Source organism: Mesorhizobium sp. C399B (genome assembly GCF_030323185.1).
In the GTDB taxonomy this organism is placed as follows: Bacteria; Pseudomonadota; Alphaproteobacteria; order Rhizobiales; family Rhizobiaceae; genus Mesorhizobium.
In genome coordinates this window covers 3,719,304-3,737,458 of record NZ_CP100472.1, presented here as the reverse complement: position 1 = coordinate 3,737,458, position 18,155 = coordinate 3,719,304, and the positions used below count along the sequence as shown (strand labels likewise).

14 protein-coding genes are annotated in these 18,155 nt (G+C 63.5%); 8 read left to right on the top strand and 6 right to left on the bottom strand.

Annotation, left to right across the window (positions count from 1 at the left end; genetic code table 11):
* The first annotated feature begins 169 nt into the window (after nt 1–169).
* The 4 genes from uraH (at nt 170) to xdhC (ending at nt 5,489) form a co-directional block, all read left to right on the top strand.
* Entirely contained in the window at nt 170–544 is a 375-nt protein-coding gene (uraH, locus tag NLY36_RS18005) for a hydroxyisourate hydrolase (RefSeq protein WP_023694734.1), read from the top strand.
* Between the two features lie 3 nt (nt 545–547).
* Entirely contained in the window at nt 548–2,029 is a 1,482-nt protein-coding gene (xdhA, locus tag NLY36_RS18000) for a xanthine dehydrogenase small subunit (protein ID WP_023695958.1), read from the top strand.
* Nucleotides 2,029–4,395 (top strand): xanthine dehydrogenase molybdopterin binding subunit, encoded by a 2,367-nt coding sequence (xdhB, locus tag NLY36_RS17995; protein WP_023695957.1) that lies wholly within the window; start codon nt 2,029–2,031, stop codon nt 4,393–4,395. Before xdhA ends, xdhB begins: the two co-directional genes overlap by 1 nt.
* A gap of 74 nt (nt 4,396–4,469) precedes the next feature.
* Entirely contained in the window at nt 4,470–5,489 is a 1,020-nt protein-coding gene (xdhC, locus tag NLY36_RS17990) for a xanthine dehydrogenase accessory protein XdhC (RefSeq protein WP_286461279.1), read from the top strand.
* 12 nt (nt 5,490–5,501) lie between these two features.
* On the opposite strand, the gene NLY36_RS17985 is transcribed toward xdhC, so the two are convergent.
* From NLY36_RS17985 to NLY36_RS17975, 3 genes are all read right to left on the bottom strand, one after another.
* Nucleotides 5,502–6,752 (bottom strand): LLM class flavin-dependent oxidoreductase, encoded by a 1,251-nt coding sequence (locus tag NLY36_RS17985; protein ID WP_023695956.1) that lies wholly within the window; start codon nt 6,750–6,752, stop codon nt 5,502–5,504.
* Nucleotides 6,749–7,690 carry an LLM class flavin-dependent oxidoreductase gene (locus NLY36_RS17980; protein WP_023695955.1) on the bottom strand — a complete coding sequence of 314 codons (942 nt, stop codon included), beginning with the start codon at nt 7,688–7,690 and terminating at the stop codon, nt 6,749–6,751. The genes NLY36_RS17985 and NLY36_RS17980 overlap by 4 nt, the downstream gene beginning before the upstream one ends.
* Nucleotides 7,691–7,797: 107 nt before the next feature.
* A complete protein-coding gene (locus NLY36_RS17975; RefSeq protein WP_023671373.1) occupies nt 7,798–8,718 on the bottom strand; it encodes a LysR family transcriptional regulator in 921 nt (306 codons plus the stop codon).
* A gap of 135 nt (nt 8,719–8,853) precedes the next feature.
* Here NLY36_RS17975 and NLY36_RS17970 point away from each other — a divergent pair, with 135 nt between their 5' ends.
* The 4 genes from NLY36_RS17970 (at nt 8,854) to NLY36_RS17955 (ending at nt 13,648) form a co-directional block, all read left to right on the top strand.
* A complete protein-coding gene (locus NLY36_RS17970; RefSeq protein ID WP_023695954.1) occupies nt 8,854–10,071 on the top strand; it encodes a urate hydroxylase PuuD in 1,218 nt (405 codons plus the stop codon).
* A 2-nt stretch (nt 10,072–10,073) separates the two neighbouring features.
* Nucleotides 10,074–11,390: a guanine deaminase gene (guaD, locus tag NLY36_RS17965; RefSeq protein ID WP_023695953.1), complete on the top strand. Its 1,317-nt coding sequence runs from the start codon at nt 10,074–10,076 to the stop codon at nt 11,388–11,390.
* A gap of 311 nt (nt 11,391–11,701) precedes the next feature.
* Complete coding sequence (locus tag NLY36_RS17960; protein ID WP_023695952.1) at nt 11,702–12,208, top strand: heme-degrading domain-containing protein; 507 nt, start codon at nt 11,702–11,704, stop codon at nt 12,206–12,208.
* Between the two features lie 159 nt (nt 12,209–12,367).
* The gene (locus NLY36_RS17955) at nt 12,368–13,648 is read left to right on the top strand and encodes a glycerate kinase type-2 family protein (RefSeq protein ID WP_023695951.1); all 1,281 of its coding nucleotides are present in this window, start codon (nt 12,368–12,370) and stop codon (nt 13,646–13,648) included.
* Nucleotides 13,649–13,926: 278 nt separating this feature from the next.
* On the opposite strand, the gene NLY36_RS17950 is transcribed toward NLY36_RS17955, so the two are convergent.
* The 3 genes from NLY36_RS17950 to NLY36_RS17940 all read right to left on the bottom strand — a co-directional run bounded on the left by NLY36_RS17950 (nt 13,927) and on the right by NLY36_RS17940 (nt 18,135).
* Nucleotides 13,927–15,393 (bottom strand): UdgX family uracil-DNA binding protein, encoded by a 1,467-nt coding sequence (locus tag NLY36_RS17950; protein WP_023695950.1) that lies wholly within the window; start codon nt 15,391–15,393, stop codon nt 13,927–13,929.
* A 2-nt stretch (nt 15,394–15,395) separates the two neighbouring features.
* A complete protein-coding gene (locus tag NLY36_RS17945; protein ID WP_023683504.1) occupies nt 15,396–16,631 on the bottom strand; it encodes a putative DNA modification/repair radical SAM protein in 1,236 nt (411 codons plus the stop codon).
* 118 nt (nt 16,632–16,749) lie between these two features.
* Nucleotides 16,750–18,135, bottom strand: a complete 1,386-nt coding sequence (locus NLY36_RS17940) for a glutamine synthetase family protein (RefSeq protein WP_023695949.1) — start codon at nt 18,133–18,135, stop codon at nt 16,750–16,752.
* Nucleotides 18,136–18,155: the final 20 nt, after the last annotated feature.

Genomic DNA, 18,155 nt, shown 5'->3' with positions numbered 1-18,155 from the left:
GACGCTGCCGGAAGTTATGATCAGGATAGTCGAAAGGGTTGCTCGCGCATTCCCCCGAAATTTTTGAAAGTGTTTTTGTGCCACTCCGCTCGACCGGGACTTATGCATCGCCTTTAATTGGCGCACAATTCACTGCTTTGTTCGGCTGTATCGGAAATGGGAGGCGCCAGTGGCAGAAACGTCGAAAGCCGATGGCGGACGTCTGACGACGCATGTGCTCGACACCGCGACCGGCAAGCCGGCGGCGGGCCTGTCGATCGCGCTTTATCATCTTGAGAGCGACGCGCGGATACATTTGAAGACCGTCGTCACAAATGCCGACGGCCGCTGCGATGCGCCGCTGCTGGCAGGAGCGGAATTCCGCCTCGGCGAATACGAACTGGTGTTCGCCGCCGGTGACTATCTACGCGGCCAGGGCACCAAACTGCCGGAACCGGCCTTCCTCGACAGTGTGCCGATCCGCTTCGGCATGGCGGAATCCGTGCATTATCACGTGCCGTTGCTTATCTCTCCTTATGGCTACTCGACCTACAGGGGGAGCTGACGCATGGCCAAGATCACCATACGCAACGAGATCCGCTTCATCCTCAATGGCAGGGATGTCGCGCTGTCGTCGGTGGCGCCCGACGCGACCTTGATCGACTGGCTGCGGCTCGACCGCTCGCTGCGCGGCACCAAGGAAGGCTGCGCCGAGGGCGATTGCGGCGCCTGCACGGTCCTGGTCGGAAAATTGTCCGCCGGCAAGCTGGTTTATGAAAGCGTCAACGCCTGCATCCGTTTCCTCGGTTCGCTCGACGGCACCCATGTCGTCACCGTCGAGCATCTGCGCGGCGCGCCTGGCCAATTGCATCCGGTGCAGCAGGCGATGGTCGATTTCCACGCTTCGCAATGCGGCTTCTGCACGCCGGGCTTCGTTATGTCGCTCTACGGCTTGTGGATGAAGTCGCCGGACCCGTCGAATGCGGCGATCGAGAAGGCCTTGCAAGGCAATCTTTGCCGCTGCACCGGCTATGAGGCAATCATGCGCGCCGCGCGTGCCATCTCCAGTTACGGCAAGGCGGCGAAGGATCCGCTGGCGGCCGAGCGCAAGGCGATCACCGCCAGGCTCGAGGCTATGCATGACGGTGCCCGCGTCGAAATCGGCGCCGGCAAGCTGAGGTTGGTCGTCCCGGCCAACGCCGATGATTTCGCCGCTGTACTGGATAAGGAACCCGACGCCACTGTTGTCGCCGGCTCGACCGACGTCGGCCTGTGGGTCACCAAGCACATGCGCGACATCTCACCGGTAGTCTTCATCGGCAATCTCGAGGGGCTGTGCGCGATCTCCGAAGACAATGACGTCATCACCATCGGAGCCGGCGTCACCTACACCGACGCCTTCGCGACACTGGCCAAGCGCATCCCCGCGCTCGGGCCATTGTTCGACCGCATCGGCGGCGAACAGGTACGAAACATGGGCACCATCGGCGGCAACATCGCCAATGGCTCGCCGATCGGCGACACGCCGCCGCCCCTGATCGCGCTTGGTGCGCAACTGACGCTGCGCCGCGGCAAGAAGCGGCGCACCATCGCGCTCGAGGATTTCTTCATCGCCTATGGCAAGCAGGACCGGCAGCCAGGCGAATTCGTCGAGGCCGTGCACGTTCCCGTGCCGGCCAAGGGCACGAAGTTTGCCGTCTACAAGATCACCAAGCGCCGCGACGAGGACATCACCGCAGCCCTTGGCGCCTTTTTCCTCGACTTGGCCAAGGACGGAACCGTGGCCGATATATGCATCGCCTATGGCGGCATGGCGGCCACCCCGAAGCGGGCTTTCGGTGTCGAAAAAGCGCTGCTCGGCAAGCCGTGGACGGAGACAACGGTGGAAGCGGCCATGGCTGAATATGCCGGCGATTTCACCCCGCTGACCGATATGCGGGCATCGGCCGAATACCGGGCGCTGGCGGCCAGGAACCTGCTGCTGCGCTTTTTTGCCGAAACCAGCGGCAGCAAGGCGCCGTTCCAGGTGTCACGCAACGAGGCGGCCTGATGAACAAGCACGCCTCTCCAGATCTCAAGGCGCAGAAGATTTCCGGTGGCGTCGCCGCCGACCAGCGCCACGATTCCGCGCACAAGCATGTCAGCGGCAGCGCGGTCTATATCGACGATATGCCGGAACCGGCGGGCATGCTGCATGGCTGCCTCGGCCTGTCCACGGCGACGCATGCGACGGTCAGCAAAATGGATCTGTCGGCGGTGCGCGCGGCGCCGGGCGTCGTCGATGTGCTGACGGCCAAGGACGTTCCGGGCGAAAATGACATTTCGCCGACCGGTCGACACGACGAGCCGGTGCTGGCCGACGACAAGGTCCAGTTTTATGGTCAGCCGATCTTCTGCGTTATTGCCAAGACGCGCGAACAGGCGCGCCGCGCCACCCGGCTGGCCAAGGTCGAATACAGTCCATTGCCTTTCGTCACCGACATTGGCGATCTCGACCCCCGCAAGGACAAGCTGGTCACGCCGCCGCTCACGCTGAAGCGTGGCGATGCCGCTGCCGCGATCAAGGCGGCGCCGCGCCGGCTGAAGGGCAAGATGCGCATCGGCGGCCAAGAGCATTTCTATCTCGAAGGCCATATCGCAGTGGCCATTCCTGGCGAGGACCAGGACGTCACCATCTATTCCTCGACCCAGCATCCGAGCGAAGTCCAGCATATGGTCAGCCATGCGCTGGGCGTGCCGAGCAACGCCATCACAGTGGAAATCCGCCGCATGGGTGGCGGCTTCGGCGGGAAGGAGACGCAAGGCAACCAGTTTGCGGCATTGGCTGCGATCGCCGCCAAGAAACACCATCGCGCGGTCAAGATCCGGCCCGACCGTGACGACGACATGATTGCCACCGGCAAGCGCCATGACTTCCTCGTCGACTACGAAGTAGGTTTCGACGACGCCGGCAACATTCTTGGCGTCGACTTCATGTTCGCGGCGCGTTGCGGCTTTTCATCGGACCTGTCCGGCCCGGTCACCGACCGCGCGCTGTTCCATTGCGACAACACCTATTTCTGGCCGGCGGTGCATGCGCAATCGGCGCCGCTTTACACCAACACCGTGTCGAACACGGCGTTTCGCGGCTTCGGCGGCCCGCAAGGCATGGTCGGCGCCGAACGCGTCATCGACGAGGTTGCCTTTGCCGTCGGCAAGGACCCGCTCGAAATCCGCAAGCAGAATTTTTATGGCACCAGTGGTGATAAAGACGGGGGCCGCAACGTCACCCCGTATCACCAGACGGTCGAGGACAACATCATCCACCGCATCGTCGCCGAGCTGGAGGCGAGCGCCGACTATGCGGGGCGCCGCCGCATCATCCAGGCCTTCAACGCCAACAGCCGCTTCATCAAGCGCGGCCTGGCGCTGACGCCGGTCAAATTCGGCATCTCTTTCACGGCCACCCACTACAACCAGGCCGGCGCGCTGGTGCATGTCTATACCGACGGTTCGGTGCATCTGAATCACGGCGGCACCGAGATGGGGCAAGGCCTCTACGTCAAGGTGGCGCAGGTGGTGGCGGAAGAGTTCCAGATCGACCTCGACCAGGTCAAGATCACCGCGACGACCACCGGCAAGGTGCCCAACACTTCGGCCACCGCGGCGTCGTCCGGCACCGACCTCAACGGCATGGCGGCGCAGAACGGCGCCCGCCAGATCAAGGAACGGCTGACCGACTTCGCCGCCGAAAAATACCAGGTGCCGCGCGAGCAGGTGCTTTTCCTGCCCAACCGGGTGCGCATCGGCAACCAGGAGATCGCCTTCACCGACCTTGTCAAGCAGGCCTATATGGCCCGCATCCAACTGTCGGCGGCGGGTTTTTACAAGACGCCGAAAATCCACTGGAACCGTGACAAGGGCGAGGGCCGTCCGTTCTATTATTTCGCCTATGGCGCCTCGTGCTCGGAAGTCTCGGTCGACACGCTGACCGGCGAATATGTCGTCGAGCGCACCGACATATTGCATGAAACCGGCCGCTCGCTGAACCGCGCCATCGATCTCGGCCAGATCGAGGGCGGCTTCATCCAGGGCATGGGCTGGCTGACGACGGAGGAGCTGTGGTGGGACGACAAGGGCCGGCTGCGCACGCATGCGCCGTCGACCTACAAGATCCCGCTCGCGTCCGACCGGCCGAAGATATTCAACGTCACGCTGGCCGACTGGCCGGAGGCCAACGAGCCGACGGTGCACCGTTCCAAGGCGGTCGGCGAACCGCCCTTCCCGCTCGGCATGTCTGTGCTGCATGCGCTGTCGGACGCGGTGGCAAGTGTGGCCGATCATAAGGTCTGTCCGCGTCTCGACGCTCCTGCAACACCAGAACGGGTGCTGATGGCGATCGAACGGTTGAAGGGTGAAGCCGAGAATAGCGCCTGACTCTGACCTGGATTCTGGCAAAACGTGCAATTCAGACTGAAAAACTCTATATTTCCCGTACGGGAATGCGAAATATGAACTCGAAAGTGCAAAGCCTCAGAGCTTTTCTCGCCAGCGCCGGCCGGCTTGCTCTGGTCGAAGTGGCCGGCACCAAAGGCTCGACTCCGCGCGAGAAGGGCGCCTTCATGCTCGTATCGCAGGCGGCGATTTTTGGCACGATCGGCGGCGGTCAGCTCGAGTACATGGCGATCGACAAGGCGAGGCAGATGGTGGGGTCTTCACCCTCCCCCTTGTGGGGAGGGTCGGCCGGCGAAGCCGGCCGGGGTGGGGGTGCGGACGATCGTGCCAAGCCACCCCGTTTCGCGGACGCCGCCACGCGGCGTCCGCTCACCGACCCTCCCCACAAGGGGGAGGGTAAAGAAGCCCGCATCAGCTTCGACGAAGTCTGCGCCACGCTTGACGTGCCGCTAGGCCCCGAGATCGGCCAGTGCTGCGGCGGGCGCGTCGAAGTCTTGATCCGTATCGTCGATGCCGCGCTTACTGCCGAGCTGATCGCGGCCGCAGAAGCCGAGGAAGCCCACCTGCCGCATGTCTATATGTTCGGCGGCGGCCATGTCGGCCAGGCGCTGGCCGCGACGGTAGCACTTCTTCCCGTGCATGGCGTCGTCATTGAGACGCGGGCCGAAGCGCTGGAAGACATGCCGGAGACGGTCGAGAGGCGGCTGACGCCGATGCCCGAGGCCGAGGTGCGAAACGCTCCCGCCGGCACCGCCTTCGCCATCCTAACCCACGACCATGCGCTGGATTTCCTCATCGTCGCCGAGGCGCTGAAGCGCGACGACGCGGCCTATGTCGGCATGATCGGCTCGAAAACCAAGAGAGCGACGTTCAGGAACTGGTTCCTGAAATCGGCGGATGGCACGGAGGCTGAGTTGGCCCGCCTCGTCTCCCCGATCGGCGGCGACGCCGTCAGGGACAAGCGCCCGCCGGTGATCGCGGCGCTCGCGGCAGCCGAGATCATGACGGCACTGGTCGTTCACAACACCGCGCCGAATGCCGACCATGAAGTCCAGCACAAGATGATGGCCGGCTAAGCTTCGGCGCGGCTAAGCAGGCCGCTTCAGGCCGAGATGATCTCGCAAGGTGCTGCCTTCGTATTCCCGACGGAACAGTCCGCGCCGCTGCAGTTCCGGCACCACCAGCGTGGCAAAGGCATCGAGCTCGCCGGGGAAGTATGACGGCATGACGTTGAAGCCGTCCGCGCCGCCGCCCTCGAACCGCGCCTGCAATTCGTCAGCGATCTGCGCCGGCGTGCCGACGATACGCCAATGGCCACGTGCGCCGGCGAAATGGCGCGCAAGCTGGCGGATCGACAGGCCGTCGCGGCGCGATTGTTGGATGACCAGCGCCTGGCGGCTTTTCATGCCCTCGGTCTCCGGCAGTTCGGGCATCGGTCCGTCGATCGGATAGGTCCCGAGATCGGAGATGCTGAGATAGCTGGACAGCAGCGCCACGCCGACATCGTCGGGGATCAGCGCCTGCAATTCCTCCTGTTTCTCCCGCGCTTCGGCCTCGGTGTCTGCCACCACCGGGGAGACGCCGGGCATGATCTTGATGTCGTCGGGTTCCCGCCCATAGGCCGCCATACGGCCCTTGAGGTCGTCGTAAAAGGCCTTGGCTTCCTCGAGGGTCTGCGCCGCCGTGAACACCACGTCGGCGGTGCGGGCGGCAAGGTCGCGGCCGACATCCGAGGCGCCGGCCTGCACCATCACCGGCGCGCCCTGCGGCGAGCGCGGCAGGTCGAGCGGGTCGCGCACCGAAAAGCTCTGGCCGTTGTGACCGTGAAAGCCACTGCCTTGCCAAAGTCCTGATACCACCTCGGCGAATTCGCGCGCCCGCTCGTAGCGGTCGGCATGGGGTTTCAGGCCCATCGCGCCGAAATTGGCGGCTTCGATGGGGCTGGCCGACGTCACCAGGTTCCAGCCAGCCCGGCCACCACTCAGATGATCGAGCGACAGAAAGGTGCGCGCCAGACCGTAGGGCTCGTTGTAGCTGGTCGACGCCGTCGAAACGAGGCCGATGCCGCTGGTCTGCACGGCGAGCGCGGACAGCAGGCTGATCGGCTCGAAGCCGATCGAGCGTGAGGTCTGGCTGGCGATGCCGATATTGGCTTCGCGCAGACCGGCGGCGTCCTCGCAGAACACCATGTCGAACTTCGCCGCTTCCGCCGTGCGCGCCAGCCGGATGTAATGATCGATGTCGATGCCTGCAGTAACATGCGCCTTGGGGTGACGCCAGGCGGCGATGTGGTGGCCCGTCGCCCACAGGAAGGCGCCAAGCTTCATCTGGCGGGTCATTGCGCTCCTCCGGCAAGTCTGAGATGAGAGCGCAAGGTGGTGCCGGGATAATCCGGGCGGACGAGGCCGCGGCGCTGCAATTCCGGCAGCACGCGGCCGATGAAACCGTCAATCGCCGCAGGCGGTATTGCGATGTTGAACCCGTCGCAGCTTTGCGAGCTGAACCATGTTTCGAGCGCGTTGGCAGCGACATCTGCGCCAACGTTCAGCAGCAGCTTGACCGCACCCGGATCGCGTCCGCAGGCCACAACGCGGCGCTTGAGATCGTCATGGCGCGCCTTGGGGTCCTTTGTGGGTCTGTCCAGCAGGACGACATCGGCAGTGCGGGCGGCCATATCCAGGTCGGCCTCGGACAGGCCGGACAGCACCAGCACCGGCGTATCCTGCGGCGAGCGCGCGACGTTCAGCGGCCCGCGCACGGAGAAAAATTCGCCCTTGTGGTCGAGCAGGTGCATTTTTTCGGGATCGTGGAAGCGGCCGCCGATCTTGTCGAACAGCAGCGCGTCGGCATCCCAGCCCTGCCACAGGCGCTGAACGATGCCGATGTATTCCTGCGTGCGGCGGCGGAACACATCGTCGGAAAATCCATCCGGCCGGCTGAAATTGGCGGCTTCCCGTGGCGCCTGCGCCATGGTCGCGTGCCAGCCGGCGCGGCCATGGCTGATGATGTCGAGCGAAGCAAGACGGCGCGCCAGATTGTACGGCTGGTGAGCCACCGTCGAGGCTGCAGCGACAAGGCCGATCCGACTTGTCACCGTCGCCAGCGCCGCCAGCAAGGTCGTCGCTTCGAAAGAACTCGACCCGGCGCTGTTCGGCGCGGAATCATCGAGGACAATCATGTCCAGCCCCGCCGCTTCCGCTTGCTTGGCAAAACCGGCCAGGTCGCTGAACCCGAGCGGCTGCCCGGAAGTAATGTTGAGCGAAACGGCAAGATGCATTGTGGCTTGCTGGTCAGTCGGCATGGGACCATCGATCATAGGGCGGCGTATGCGAACCTAAGGTCACCTGCTTGTAAGACAACCCTGGCGACTGGGCCAACAGCCCCTCACTTGCCGGCCAGCAAATCCTTGATCAGCCGCTGGCAACGCTCGGCCATGAAGTCGAGCAACAGCCGCACCTTTGGATCCTGCAGCTTCTTGTGCGGATAGACGGCGGCGAACTGCACCGGCGTTGGCGGCGTGCTGGCCAGGATGACCTGCAGCCGCCGGTCGCGGATGAAGGGTTCGACCTCGAAGCGCGGCTTGTTGATGATGCCGCGGCCCGACAGCGCCCAGCCGGTCAGCACATCGCCATCGTCGGTGTCGTAGGGGCCGTGCACCTCGAATTTCTGCGGGCCGGACGGCGTCTGCAGCGTCCAGACATATTCGCGCGCCCCGGAATAGCGCAGCATCAGGCAGTCGTGCTTCTTGCCGATCAGCTCCTGTGGCTCCACCGGCTCGCCGCGCGCTTCGAGATATTTCGGTGCCGCCACCAGCACGCGTTCACATTCCATGATGCCGCGCATCCGCAGGCTGGAATCCTCGATGATGCCGAGCTTGAAGGCGACGTCGATGCCTTCCTTCATGATGTCGATATTGTGGTCGGAGAGCCTCAGCCGCACCTCGATATCGGGGTATTTGTCGTGGAAATCCGGAATGCCCGACGCCACGAGCCGCCGTCCAAGGCCGAGCGGTGCGGTCACCTTGATGGTGCCGCGCGGCTGGCCGGAAAGAGCCGAGACCGCGGCTTCCGCCTCGGTGATCGCCTCCAGCACCTGCTTGGCGCCGGAGTAGAACACCGTGCCATGCTCCGTCGGCATTAATTGCCGTGTGGTGCGGTTGAACAGCCGCACGCCGAGGTGTTTTTCCAGCTCCTTGATGCGGTTGGAGGCGACCGCCGGCGAAATGCGCATGTCGCGGCCCGCCGCCGAGAGATTGCCAAGCTCGACGACGCGGACGAAGACGGCGATGTTGTCGAGATAGGCCATTCGTGGCTCTTTATTTGGCGGCGTACGTGGTCAGCCTAGTATTTTCCATTTTTTTTTGAAAGTCATCGTACACCTCGCCTCTTTTCGTTTGCGCCCCACACCGTAAAGTCAGCCGATCGGCAGGGACGATTTCACATGATGGATTTCGCGATTTTCTGGGACTGGCTGAGTTTCGCCGTGCGCTGGCTGCACGTCGTCACCGGCATCGCCTGGATCGGCTCGTCCTTCTATTTCGTCGCGCTCGACCTTGGGCTGCGCCAGCGCCCCGGCATGCCGGCCGGCGCATTCGGCGAGGAATGGCAGGTGCATGGCGGCGGCTTCTACCACGTCCAGAAATATCTGGTGGCGCCGGCCGAAATGCCGGAACACCTGACCTGGTTCAAGTGGGAATCCTACGCCACCTGGCTGTCCGGCTTCGCCATGCTGTGCGTGGTCTACTATGCCGGCGCCGATTTGTTCCTGATCGACCCCAATGTGCTGCCGATGTCGGTGCCGGTCGGCATCCTTTTGTCGATGGCCACCATCGGCGTCGGCTGGGTAGTCTACGATCTGCTCTGCCGGTCGCCGCTCGGCAAAAGTGACACCGGACTGATGCTGGTGCTCTATGGCGTGCTGGTGTTCATCGCCTGGGGTCTGACGCATCTGTTCACCGGCCGCGCCGCTTTCCTGCATCTGGGCGCCATCACCGCCACGATCATGTCGGCCAATGTCTTCATGGTGATTATTCCAAACCAGAAGATCGTCGTCGCCGACCTGATTGCCGGCCGCAAGCCCGACCCGAAATACGGCAAAATCGCCAAGCAGCGCTCGCTGCACAACAATTACCTGACGCTGCCCGTGCTGTTCCTGATGCTGTCGAACCACTATCCGCTGGCGTTTGCGACGGAGTTCAACTGGGTCATCGCCTCGCTGGTGTTCATCATCGGCGTCTTGATCCGGCACTATTTCAACACCGTGCATAAGCGTGCCGGCAACCCGCACTGGACCTGGATGGCGGCTGCGGTGCTGTTCGTCATCATCATGTGGCTGTCGACAGCGCCGAAAATACTGACCGGCGAGCCCAAGGCATCCGCCGCGGCCGAAGTCTATATCGCCTCGTCGCATTTCCCGGCGGTGCGCGACACCGTGCTTGGCCGCTGCTCGATGTGCCATACGGCCGAGCCGGTCTATGAAGGCATCTACCATGCGCCGAAGGGCGTGATGCTCGACACCGACGCCGGCATTGCCGAGCATGCGCGTGAAATCTATTTGCAGGCCGGGCGCAGCCACGCCATGCCGCCCGCCAACGTCACCCAGATCAGCGACAAGGAACGGGCGCTGCTGGTCGCCTGGTTCGAAGGCGCAGGGAAATAGGGATGACCTCCACACTTCTGCGCGGCCGCACCCTGAGTTTTTTGCGCTGGCCCGAAGCCATCGACGACCATGCCGCCTGGCGCTATGAGGAGGATGGCGGCCTGCTGATCCGCGATGGCCGGATCGTTGCCGCAGGCAGCTACACGGAAGTCGAAAAGCAAGCGGGCGACGGTGCGAAAAAGATCGATCATCGGCCGCATCTGCTGCTGCCCGGCTTCATCGATGCGCATGCGCATTTTCCGCAGATGCAGGTCATTGCCTCCTACGGCGCCGAACTGCTCGACTGGCTGAACACCTACACCTTTCCCGAAGAGACCAAATTCGCCAACGCTCAGCATGGCCGCCGCATCGCCCGGCTGTTCCTGGACGAGATGGTGCGCCACGGCACGACGACGGTCGCCGTCTACTGCTCGGTGCACAAGGCGTCTGCCGAAGCGTTCTTTGCCGAATCGCATGCGCGCGGCATGCTCAACATTGCCGGCAAGGTGATGATGGATCGAAACGCGCCGGCAGGCGTGCTCGACACGCCGCAATCCGGCTATGACGATACCAAGGCACTGATTGCGGAATGGCACGGCAAGGGCCGCCAGCTTTATGCGATCACACCGCGCTTCGCCATCACCTCCTCGCCCGAGCAGTTGGAGATGGCCGGCACGCTCTGCCGCGAGCATCCCGATCTACACATGCAGACGCATCTGTCGGAAAACCACGCCGAAATCGCCTTCACGCAAAAACTCTATCCGCAGGCGCGCGACTACACCGATGTCTACGAGCAGTATGGCCTGCTGGGGCCAAAGAGCCTGTTCGGCCACTGCATCCATCTCTCGGAACGCGAGGCCGATGCGCTGTCGGACAGCGGCTCGGTGGCGGTGTTCTGCCCGACCTCGAACCTGTTCCTCGGCTCCGGCCTGTTCGATTACCAGCGCTTTCGGCGCCGCGACAAGCCGCTGCGCATCGCCGCGGCCAGCGATGTCGGCGGCGGCACCAACTATTCGATGCTGCGCACCATGGACGAGGGCTACAAGGTGATCGCGCTGACTGGCGAAAAGCTGAACCCGTTCCAGTCCTTCTGGCAATTAACACGTGGCAATGCCGAGGCGCTGTCTATGGCGGACAAGGTCGGCACGCTGGATGAAGGCACCGATGCCGACATCACCGTGCTCGACGCCCGCGCCACGCCGGCGATGCGGCTGAGGATGGAGACTGTGGAGACGCTGGCGGAGGAGCTGTTCCTGCTGCAGACGCTGGGCGACGACCGTGCCGTGCGCGAGGTCTATGTCGCGGGGCGGCCGGCCAAGATCGATATGATCGTGGGGTAGGACCCATCATCCGCGCGGGACAAGATGATGATTGCGCCTGGTTGCCAAGTGGTTCCCCCACTCCGTCGCCGCTTCGCGGCGCCACCTCTCCCCCCTCCGGAGGGAGAGGAAGGGAGCCTTTGCTTCGGAGGACGGGCGCCGGTTCGGACAGCTTGGAGCCCTTCCTCTACCCTGTCGATCGGGGGAGAGGTGTCGAGAGAAGCTCGATGGAGTGGGGGGCGACCCTGGCGGGGCAAGACCACCACCGCGACGAGACCTTGACCGGGCGGAGCTTGTCGTACACACGATTTGTGACGATTTCGGAGAACAAAATGGCCGCCGCGGACGACATCGCTCTGATCCAGAAACAGGAAGAGACGCTGGTCTTCCCGGCCTTCGACGAGGCCGTCGCCTTCAAGGTCGGCGCGGCGATCCGCGAGCGGGCGCTGGCCGAAAAGCTGCCCATCATTGTCGATATCAGGCTGTGGGATCGGCCGCTGTTTTATGCCGCGATGCCCGGTTCAAACGCCTCCAACCCCGACTGGGCACGACGCAAGATCAATGTGGTCAAGCGCTACCTCAGGAGCACCTATCGTCTGGTGCTGGAACAGCAGCGACCGGACCGCACCTTCAAGGTCGGCGAGGGGCTGGATATTGCTGATTACGTACTGGCCGGCGGCGGGTTTCCGGTGACTGTAAAGGGTGCCGGCGTCATCGGCGTCATCGCCGTCTCCGGCCTGCCGGAACGCCAGGACCACGGCGTCGTCGTCGATGCACTGTGCGATCATCTCGGCGTTGATCGGACACAATTGGCGCTGCCGCCGGAAGATAAATCGTGACGCTACCGCTGCCCCTCATCCGCCTGCCGGCACCTTCTCCCCCTATAGTGACGGGGAGAAGGGACAAGCCCGCTCTCCCCGTCTTTCACGGGGAAAGGATAAGGGAGAGGGGCAGCGCCAACGTTTGCTCAGTTTGAAAACCGCCAGTTACGGCCAAGGATAACCGTGCTCGACCCAAAACCCTTTCTCATCTCGATCTTCAATGCCGCTGTTGCCGCTGCCGATCCTGAACGGACCATCAGGGATCATCTGCCGGCCAGGCCCAAGGGCCGTACCATTGTCATTGGCGCCGGCAAGGGCTCGGCGCAGATGGCGGCCGCGTTCGAGAAGGTGTGGAATGGCCCAATCGAAGGGCTGGTCGTCACCCGCTACGGCTATGGCGCCAGATGCGAGCGCATCGAAATCATCGAGGCGGCACATCCGGTACCGGACGCTGCCGGTCTTGAGGCGTCGCGGCGCCTGCTCGAAAAGGTGCAAGGGCTGACTGCGGACGACCTGGTAGTGGCGCTGATATCGGGCGGAGGATCGGCGCTGCTGCCGTCGCCTGCCGCTGGCCTGACGCTCGCCGACGAAATCGCCGTCAACGAGGCGCTGCTCGCCTCCGGCGCGCCGATCGCGGCCATGAACACCATCCGCAAGCATCTCTCGACCATCAAGGGCGGCCGGCTGGCAGCTGCCGCCTGGCCGGCCAAACTGGTATCACTGGTTGTCTCTGACATTCCCGGCGACAACCCGGCCCTGGTGGCCTCCGGCCCGACCGTGCCCGACTCCGGCAACCGCGCCGATGCGCTGGCCTCGATAGCGGCCTATGGCATGAAGCTGCCCGACGCCGTCATGGCGCACATCAACTCGCCAGAGGCCGATGCGCCAGATCCGGATGACCAGCGCTTTTCACGCAATGAAGTGCACCTGATCGCCTCGGCTGGCGTGTCGCTGGAAGCGGCAGCCGCTGAGGCAAAACGGCAGGGCATCGAAGCCGTCATCCTCTCCGATTCCATCGAGGGCGAGGCGCGCGAGGTCGGTGGCGTGCATGCAGCCATTGCGCGCGAAGTGGCGACGCGCAACCGGCCGTTCAAAAAGCCGGTGCTGATCCTGTCCGGAGGCGAGACGACCGTGACCTTGCGGGCCCCTGTTGACGGAAAAAGGGGCAAGGGCGGCCGCAACTCGGAATTCCTGCTTGCCTTCGCCATCGGCATCAGCGGCGCGGGAGGTATTCATGCACTGGCCGCCGATACCGACGGCATCGATGGCTCGGAAGACAATGCCGGCGCCTTTGCCGATGGCTCGACTGTCTCGCGCATGCGTGCCGCCGGCGTCGACGCCAAGGCGATGCTGGCCGGCAACAATGCCTGGACGGCGTTCAACGCGATCGGCGATCTGTTCGTGCCGGGGCCGACGGGTACGAATGTGAACGATCTGAGGGCAATCCTGATCAGTTAATTCGGCCGTGGCGGCCGAAGTTTCCAACCTTGGATACACGACCGTAGGTGATTGGCTGAAGCCACTCAGCTTCGTCATCCCTGGGCGAAGCAGGAGCGAAGCTCCGTCGCGAAGACCCTGGGGTCCATTCCGTAATGTTAGCCATCGAGCGCAGCGGAGCAGAATTCTGCACCGTAGCAGCGTGCAAACGTCGCGGCATGCATCCTCGGGTCTGCGCTGCGTCGCTTCACTCCTTGCTCCGCCCGCGGATGGCGATGTCGCTGAGGCTTTCGCTCATCTCACGACCCCATAAGCCGCTTCACCTCTCTCATATCCCTGAGAAACCGCTCGCGCTCTGCCTCCTTGTCCGCCGGCTCATGAATACGCAGGATGAAGGAGGGGTGGATGGTGATGAACACGCGCAAACCGTCCTCGCGCTCGATCACCTGGCCGCGCATTTTCGTCACGGCAATGGCCTTGCCCAGCAGCGACAACGCCGCCGTTGCCCCAAGCGCCACGGCGAGGTCCGGCTTGATCAGCTCAAGCTCCCGGCCGATCCACCAGCGGCAGGCCTGGACTTCGCCGGTATTTGGCTTCGAGTGGATGCGGCGCTTGCCGCGCGGCTCGAACTTGAAGTGCTTGACGGCGTTGGTGACGTAGACTTTTTGCCGGTCGACGCCTGCGTCATCGAGAATTGCATCGAACACTTTGCCCGCTGGCCCGATAAAAGGTTTGCCGGCGAGATCTTCCTGATCGCCAGGTTGTTCGCCGACGAAGACCACTTTGGCGTCATCCGGCCCCTCGCCGAACACGGTCTGTGTCGCGTCGCGCCACAACGGGCAGCGGCGGCAGCCTTTCGCGGCTTCGCGTAGCTCGGAAATGGTGTTGGCGTCATCGTCCGGCGCCTCGGCCGGCTCGCGCTTCGGCCAATGTTTCGCCTGCAGCTTGGCGTGGTGCGGCGCCGGCATTGTCGGCAGTCTGGCAATCATATCCCTGGCGGCCTCGTCCGCTCCTGCGATCAGATCTGGAATGAGCGAGGCCTCGGGAAGGTTCCGCCAATATTTCTTCGGCATCTCCTTCTGCATCGCCTTCACCTTGAGCCGCGCCGGGTTGAAGATGTTTTCGAAATAGGTCAGCCACAACGCCTCGGTGTCGTCCTGATCGGGTGCATCGCCCTTGGCCGCACCCGGCCCGATCGCCAGCCTTTCGCCGTTCCAGTCGGCGGAGGCATAGGGCGTCAGGATGGTCCAGCGCATGCCGGTGAACCGCCGGACGAAGAAATCCGCGTTGCGCTCGACAATGAAATGCTCCGGCTCGAACCAGGCGACGTAGCGCTCGTTCTCGCCGTCGCCGATCTTCCGGAAGCGTACGAAGGCATGCATCTTATGGCCGTCGCGCCGCACCGCCTTTTCCATGGCTTCGAGCCGCCTGGTGTCGGGATCGGATGCGATCGCCAGCAGTTTCGGCTCGGTGCGCAGGCGCCAAAGCATCCAGTAGAGAAAGGCAAACCGGCCGGGGTCGGAGTGGCAGAAGGCGGTTTCGGCATGGGCGATGAACTCGCGCGGGACGGTAAGCTGCGCGCCCTCTGGCACCGCCGGCAAGGCATCTCGAGGATCATTGGCGTCGGACCCGACACCCCAACTAATATCCTCAGGCCGGACCTCATTCAGCGTCAGACGCCGTGCCGCATCGCGCCAACCGGCGAAATCGGTCTGGCTCGCTAGCCGGACAGTGTATCGGGCAAGGTCGAGCTGGGCCGGCTGCATGGTCAAAACAGCGACAGTTGTTCGCAGGACTTTACGATCGTATCGCGCAGGCCTGTCTTGTCGGTGAGTCCGCCCGGCGACCAGCCTTCGGCGATGATGAAGGGCCTCAGCTTGGCGATCGAATGGCAGATCCGTCCGACATCTTCCAGCCGCATACGTCGGTGGCGGCGGGTTTCAAGGATCTTCGCCACCACCTTGGTGCCCAGACCCGGAACCCGCAGCAGCGCTTCCCGATCGGCGCGGTTGATGTCGACGGGAAACCTCGCCCGATTGCGCAAAGCCCAGGCGAGCTTGGGGTCAATGGCGAGATCGAGCATGCCGTCGCTGCTGCCGGCGAGGATTTCCGGCTGCGAAAAGCCGTAGAAGCGCATCAGCCAGTCGGCCTGATAGAGCCGGTGCTCGCGCATCAGCGGCGGTTTCTGGAGCGGCAGCGACGATGACGAATCCGGGATCGGGCTGAAGGCGGAGTAATAGACGCGCCGCAGATGGTAGCTGCCATAGAGCCGCGCACTGGAGTGCAAGATACCGTCGTCGGATGTCTTGTCGGCGCCGACGATCATCTGCGTCGACTGACCTCCGGGCGCAAAGCGTTCGCGCTTCTTGGTCCGCAACGTCGGCTCGGCCTTTTCCTCCATCTTCCGGCGCAGGTTCGCCATGGAAAGCCGGATCGTTTGCGGCTTCTTCTCCGGCGCTAGTTTCTTCACGCCCTCATCGGTCGGCAGTTCGACATTGATAGACAGCCGGTCGGCGTAGAGCCCGGCCTGCTCGACCAGTTCGGCCGAGCTTTCCGGAATGGTCTTCAGATGAATATAGCCGGAGAATTTTTCGTCCAGCCGCAGCCGCCGCGCCACTTCCACCATTTCGGCCATGGTCTCGTCGGGCGAACGGATGACGCCGGAGGACAGGAACAGGCCTTCGATGTAGTTGCGCCGATAAAAGTCCATGGTCAGCTTCACCACCTCGTCGATGCTAAAGCGGGCGCGGCGCACATTCGATGACGAGCGGTTGATGCAGTAGCTGCAATCGTAAATGCAGAAATTGGTGAGCAGGATTTTCAGGAGCGAAATGCAGCGGCCATCCGGCGCGTAGGAATGGCAGATGCCCATGCCTTCTGTGGAGCCGATACCGCCGGATTGGAGCGAATCCTTCTTCGCCGAGCCGGACGAAGCACAGGAGGCGTCGTATTTGGCGGCGTCAGACAGGATTGCCAGCTTTTCACGGACGGTGGGTGCGCTCATCCGTTCATGATATGTTCTTGACGGCTGCAGCGCCACCTCATTTGATGCAGGCGGCGAAAAAGTAATCGCCGCCTGATCGTCGGGCTAGCAGGACGACTGCCCGAGTTCAGGCGGTCTCTCAGACCTCGTGGAGGTAGAGGTGATAATCTAGCTCGCTGACGGTGCGGGCGACGCGCAGATACTCCGACTGCTTGATCGCCACGAAGGTGCGATGCAGATCCTCGCCAAGCGCCTCTTTCAGGAAGCTCGATGCCCGCGCCGCCTCGATCGCAGCGCGCCAGTCGACCGGCATGGTCGTGCGCGTGATGGCGGCTTCATAGCCATTCCCAGTGGTTTCGGGGCCGGGGTCGAGGCCTTCATCCAGACCCTTGATGATGCCAGCCAGCACCGTTGCCGCGATCAGGTAGGGATTGGCGTCGACACCCGACGGCCGGTGCTCGATGCGCCGGTTCTTGGCGTCGCCCGCCGGGATGCGCAGCGCCACCGAACGGTTGTTGACGCCCCAGGTCGGCGCCACCGGCGCATAGGACTGCGAGACGAAGCGCCGCCAGGAATTGGCGTGCGGCGCAAACACCAGCATCGATTCGGCCATGGTCTGGATCAGCCCGCCGAGCCCCTGCAGCAGCGGCAGCGACCAGCTTTCGCCGCCAGCCTCGGCAAAAACGTTGCGGCCGTTCTTGTCCTGCAACGAAACATGGAAATGCATGCCGGAGCCGGCATATTTTTCGATCGGCTTGGCCATGAAGCAGGCGGTGACACCATGGCGGCGCGCCTGCGCCCGCACCAGCCGCTTCAACATGACGAGGTCGTCGGCCGCCCGCATGACATCCTTGCGATAGTTCAGCGTCAGCTCGTACTGGCCGGGCGCGTATTCGGAAATCACCGTTTCGGCCGGAATGCCTTGCGCCTTGGCCGCGGCATAGATGTCGGAAAACAGCGGCTCCATGCCGTGCAGATGGTCGACGGAATAGACTTCCGTCTTGGCCGAGCGGCGGCCGTCGAGCACGGCGTCCGCCGGCTTTACCTTGCCGTCGGCGTCACGCTCATTGGCAAGCAGGAAAAATTCGAGTTCGAAGGCGCCGGCGGGATAGAGGCCCTTGGCCGCCAAGATGTCGACCTGCCTGGCCAGCGCCAAGCGCGGGTCCGACGACATAGGCTGTCCCTCGAGATGGTACATCGCCATCAGCAACTGGCCGCGCGGCGGGTTCGTGCCGTAAAGCGGCACCAGCGTGCCGGGGATTGGCCATGCCCTGAGATCGCCATCGCCGGTCGTCCAGATCAGCCCGGTTTCGTGCACATCCTCGCCGGTGATGTCGAGGCCGAGGATCGAGATCGGCATGTGGCGGCCGCCCTCGAAGATGCTTTTCAGCTCATGCCGGCGCACGATCTTGCCGCGGCCGACCCCGTTGGCGTCGGTCAAGACGATATCGAAGGCTTCGATTTCGGGATGGGCGTCGAGAAAGGCTTGCGCCTCGGCGGGCGTCGAGCCCGAAGGTGAAGTCATGATTAGTGTACTCGAGTTTG